Annotated in this window: 5 protein-coding genes and 1 pseudogene; 1 reads left to right on the top strand and 5 read right to left on the bottom strand. The window is 72.4% G+C overall.

All coding sequences use genetic code 11. The features are described from left to right. Positions 1-196: 196 nt before the first annotated feature. Positions 197-781, bottom strand: a complete 585-nt coding sequence (locus tag G3I40_RS23625) for a TetR/AcrR family transcriptional regulator (protein WP_164304125.1) — start codon at positions 779-781, stop codon at positions 197-199. A 197-nt stretch (positions 782-978) separates the two neighbouring features. After that, positions 979-2751, bottom strand: coding sequence for a biotin carboxylase N-terminal domain-containing protein (locus tag G3I40_RS23620; protein WP_164304124.1), 1773 nt, complete (start codon positions 2749-2751; stop codon positions 979-981). Positions 2752-3140: 389 nt separating this feature from the next. Between G3I40_RS23620 and G3I40_RS23615 the strand changes: the two genes are divergently transcribed. Next, entirely contained in the window at positions 3141-3599 is a 459-nt protein-coding gene (locus G3I40_RS23615; protein WP_164304126.1) for a hypothetical protein, read from the top strand. Here the strand turns inward: G3I40_RS23615 and G3I40_RS23610 are convergent. The 3 genes and pseudogenes from G3I40_RS23610 to G3I40_RS47335 form a co-directional block, all read right to left on the bottom strand. Then, on the bottom strand, positions 3571-4182 hold the full coding sequence (locus tag G3I40_RS23610; protein WP_164304123.1) for a nucleoside triphosphate pyrophosphatase: 612 nt from the start codon (positions 4180-4182) through the stop codon (positions 3571-3573). The two genes, G3I40_RS23615 and G3I40_RS23610, sit on opposite strands and share 29 nt — an antisense overlap. A 43-nt stretch (positions 4183-4225) precedes the next feature. Then, on the bottom strand, positions 4226-4360 hold the full coding sequence (locus G3I40_RS47955) for a hypothetical protein (RefSeq protein WP_275410217.1): 135 nt from the start codon (positions 4358-4360) through the stop codon (positions 4226-4228). Between the two features lie 82 nt (positions 4361-4442). Then, positions 4443-4564: pseudogene (locus tag G3I40_RS47335) on the bottom strand (acyl-CoA carboxylase subunit epsilon); the annotation flags it as partial.

Genomic DNA, 4564 nt, shown 5'->3' with positions numbered 1-4564 from the left:
CCGCCCCTGCGGCGGGTGAGGAGCGGGGTCCGCGGCAGAGCCCGGGAGCTCGGCGCCGTCGCGGGTCGCTGCTCCGGCGGTGTGCGCCACGCCGACGTGGCCGGTCGCGCGGTTCCCCGCGCCCCTGGGGCGTGTGGTGACAGCCCCGCTGGCCCCGTGGCTCCGGGCGGAAGCGGCGGGACTCCCACCACACGCCCTAAGGGGTTGTGATGCCCCGGAGCGTCAGTCGCAGCAGGCGATCGACCAGGTCCGGGTCCGACGGAGTCTCCTCGGCGGCGAGCGCGATCGCGTTGGTCAACTGCAGCAGATCCGTGATCGACACGTCCCGGCGCACCGCGCCCGCCTCCTGGGCCCGCGACAGCAGATCCTGGCCCGCCCGCCGCAGCGGCGTACTGCACCGCGCCAGCGCCGAACTCGCGTCCGGGGAGCCCGACATGAGGACCCGGGACAGCCCCCGGTACTCGCTCGCATGCGTGACGACCTCGCGCAGCCACGTCACGAGCGCCGTACACGGCTGGGGCGCGTCGAGCAGCGCCCGGGAGCGGGCGAGCAGATCGCCCACCGCCTCCTCGAAGACGGCGCTCACCAGCGCGTACCGGTTCGGGAAATGCCGGTACAGGGTGCCGATGCCGACTCCCGCGCCGCGGGCCACGTCCTCCAGGGACGCCCCGGTGCCGTGCTCGGCGAACGCCGTGCGGGCCTGCGTGAGCAGCCGCTCGTAGTTGCGCCGCGCGTCCGCACGCATCGGGCGGGCGCGCTCGTACTCGGTGCCGGACGTCATCGGGCCTCCCTGGGCGGGCGCGGACTTCCAAGGATGCCTGATCACCCCGCCGGGCGGGTGCGCAGGGACCGCCGCCGCGGCGGCACCGGGGAAGGCGCGCGGCCGCGCGCTCCTCGGCCCGCTCCCTGAACGGCACACGGCGAGGGCCCGCCGAACCGGGGTCGGTTCAACGGGCCCTCGACGTACGCGGGTCGGCCTCAGTCCGTGATCTCGCAGATCGTGGCGCCGGAGGTGAGGGAGGCGCCGACGTCGGCGGTCAGGCCCTTGATGGTGCCGGACTTGTGCGCGTTCAGCGGCTGTTCCATCTTCATGGCCTCCAGGACGACGACGAGGTCACCCTCCTTGACCTCCTGGCCCTCCTCGACGGCGACCTTGACGATGGTGCCCTGCATCGGGGAGGCGAGGGTGTCGCCGGAGGCGGCAGGGCCGGACTTCTTGGCCGCGCGCCGCTTCGGCTTGGCACCGGCCGCAAGTCCCGTACGGGCCAGCGTCATCCCGAGCGACGAGGGCAGGGAGACCTCCAGGCGCTTGCCGCCGACCTCGACGACGATCGTCTCGCGGTCGCCGTCCTCGTCCTCGGCGTCGCCGCCACCCGGCGCGAACGGCGGGATGTCGTTGACGAACTCGGTCTCGATCCACCGGGTGAAGATGGTGAACGGCTCGGCGGAGCCGCTCAGTTCGGGCGCGAACGCCGGGTCGACGACGACCTTGCGGTGGAACGGGACGGCGGTCGCCATCCCGTCGACCTCGAACTCGGCCAGCGCGCGGGCGGCCCGCTGAAGGGCCTCCTTGCGGGTGCGGCCGGTCACGATCAGCTTCGCCAGGAGCGAGTCCCAGGCCGGGCCGATGACACTGCCGGCCTCGACGCCCGCGTCCAGGCGCACACCGGGGCCGGAGGGCGCGTTGAACGTCGTCACGGTGCCCGGCGCGGGCAGGAAACCGCGGCCCGGGTCCTCACCGTTGATGCGGAACTCGAAGGAGTGGCCGCGCAGTTCGGGGTCGCCGTAGCCGAGTTCCTCGCCGTCGGCGATGCGGAACATCTCACGGACCAGGTCGATGCCGGCGACCTCCTCGGTGACCGGGTGCTCGACCTGCAGGCGGGTGTTGACCTCCAGGAAGGAGATCGTGCCGTCCGCACCGACCAGGAACTCGACCGTGCCGGCGCCGACGTAGCCGGCTTCCTTGAGGATCGCCTTGGACGAGGAGTACAGCTCGTCCAGCTGCGCCTGGCTCAGGAACGGGGCGGGCGCCTCCTCGACCAGCTTCTGGTGGCGGCGCTGCAGCGAGCAGTCACGCGTGGAGACGACGACCACGTTGCCGTGGGAGTCGGCCAGGCACTGCGTCTCGACGTGGCGCGGCTTGTCGAGGTAGCGCTCCACGAAGCACTCCCCGCGGCCGAACGCGGCGACGGCCTCACGGACCGCCGAGTCGTACAGCTCCGGGACCTCCTCCAGAGTGCGGGCGACCTTCAGGCCGCGCCCGCCACCACCGAAGGCGGCCTTGATCGCGATCGGCAGGCCGTGCTCCTCGGCGAACGCGACGACCTCGTCCGAACCGGAGACCGGGTCGGGGGTGCCGGCCACCAGCGGGGCACCGGCGCGCTGCGCGATGTGCCGGGCGGCGACCTTGTCGCCCAGGTCGCGGATGGCCTGCGGCGGCGGGCCGATCCAGATCAGCTCCGCGTCCAGCACGGCCTGGGCGAACTCCGCGTTCTCCGACAGGAATCCGTAGCCGGGGTGGATCGCGTCCGCACCCGAGTCCTTCGCGGCCTGCAGCACCTTGGCGATGTCCAGGTAGCTGGTCGCCGGGGTGTCACCACCCAGCGCGAAGGCCTCGTCGGCCGCGCGGACATGCAGGGCGTCCCGGTCCGGTTCGGCATAGACGGCAACGCTTGCGATCCCTGCGTCCCGGCACGCCCGGGCCACGCGGACAGCGATTTCGCCACGGTTGGCGATGAGCACCTTGCGCACGATGGCTCCCTCCTTGAAACAAGCCGAGTTTAGGGACTGCCGACACGGGCTTACGACCCGTCCCCAATGGTGAGCTTGCCCACACGGAGTGTGACTCGAGGTTCGCTCGCTCCCCGAAATCCCTTGTCGTGCCTGGCCGTACGGGATCCCTCGGGGCAACCCTAGCCCTGTGGTGTGGCCTAGGTCTCTGTGAGACCGCGCTGCGGCCCGCCGTCATTCTTTGTGGAGTCCCTACGAATGGCCCAATGATTCTTTGCCTGCGGCAGAACCCTTGTCCCGAGGTTTACCCGTTAGTAGCGTTCGCGATGTCTCGAACGTACTCGGGGTAACGCAGTCGTAAGTCGAACGTCGTATCTCGGAAGTGGGTGGGACCGGTGGCGCGCAGACCGGTGGCGTGGGTGGCCGCGATCGTATTGCTCGTGGAGGCCGTCGGGATCGTTTTCCTGAACTGGTTCCTGGGGCTGGTCGTCGACCGGCAGGACATGTCGCTGGCGGGGCTCGACCCGCGGGCGATGTCCGTGGGCGCCTGGGTCGCGGGCGGGGTGTTCGGGATCTACCTCCTGCTGTGCGCCTTCTTCCTCGCGCGCGCCGCGAGCACCGACCGCGCCCCGGGCGGCTTCGGGCGGATCCTGCTGATCAGCGCCGCCGTCGTGCACGGCCTGCTCGGCGCGTTCTCCATCGGTCTGGTGGGCTGGCTCGCCTTCGTCGCGATGATGGTCGTGCTCGCGCTGATCGTGCTGACGCTGGTGGCCTACGACCGCCGCGAGAACGGGGCGCAGGACGCCGACCGGCAGGACAACGGCGGCGCCGCCGTGCCGCCTAGCGCGCCGGAGCCCACAACTCCGTGATGCCGACGCCCAGTTGGCCGAGCAGACGGCGCAGCAGCGGCAGCGACAGGCCGATCACGTTGCCGTGGTCGCCGTCGATGCCGTCGATGAACGGGGCCGAGCGGCCGTCGAGCGTGAACGCGCCCGCCACGTGCAGCGGTTCGCCGCTCGCGACGTACGCGGCGACCTCCGCGTCGCTCGGCTCGCCGAACCGGACCACCGTGGAGGCGGTCCCCGACGCGTAGCGGCCGCTCGCCGTGTCGTACACGCAGTGGCCCGTCTGCAGCGTCCCCGCCCGGCCGCGCATCGCCTTCCAGCGGGCCGTGGCCTCCTCGGCGTCGACGGGCTTGCCGAGCGCCTCGCCGTCCAGGTCGAGCACCGAGTCGCAGCCGATGACGAGCGCGCCGGACGCCTCGGGGCGCGCGGCCACCACGGAGGCCTTGGCCTCGGCGAGCGCGAGGGCCAGTTCGGCGGGGGTCGGGGCCGTCACGGCGTCCTCGTCGACCCCGCTGACGATCACCTCCGGGGCGAACCCGGCCTGCCGCAGCAGGCCCAGACGGGCGGGGGACTGGGAGGCCAGGATGAGGCGGCGCCGGTCTGTCATGCGGGCCAGCGTATAGAACCCGGACCGCATGGGCCGGACCGTCTCAGAGAACCCCGACGCCCAGCACCAGCATCGCCAGGAACATGGCGAGCGCCACCACGAGACCCGCGCGGCGCAGCATCTCCTGCGTCTCGCGGAGCTCCTTGGGCGGCTCGTTCTCGGGGTCTGACCACAGCACGCCTTCGATACTGCGGCGGCCGTGCGCGGGGCGCCTGAGTACGCGTACTCAGGCGCCCCGGCGCGTGGGGACCAGTTCGCGCTCACCCGGGCCAGTAGGTACGGCTCCACGCCGTCGGGCCCGGTGCCGGCAGGCGGCGTCCCGCGATGCGGGAGGGGTCCGCCCACGCGTCCCGCTCCGCCGCCGCGGCAGGGGCGCCGGATG

Source organism: Streptomyces sp. SID14478, assembly GCF_010548525.1.
Classification (GTDB): domain Bacteria; phylum Actinomycetota; class Actinomycetes; order Streptomycetales; family Streptomycetaceae; genus Streptomyces.
Note: the sequence above shows the minus strand (reverse complement) of the source record. Positions and strands in the feature narration are given on the sequence as shown.

Excerpts from the sequence above, each read along its gene's own strand:
- G3I40_RS23625 (WP_164304125.1), bottom strand. The coding sequence starts at position 781 with ATGACGTCCGGCACCGAGTACGAGCGCGCCCGCCCGATGCGTGCGGAC.
- G3I40_RS23610 (WP_164304123.1), bottom strand. The coding sequence starts at position 4,182 with ATGACAGACCGGCGCCGCCTCATCCTGGCCTCCCAGTCCCCCGCCCGT.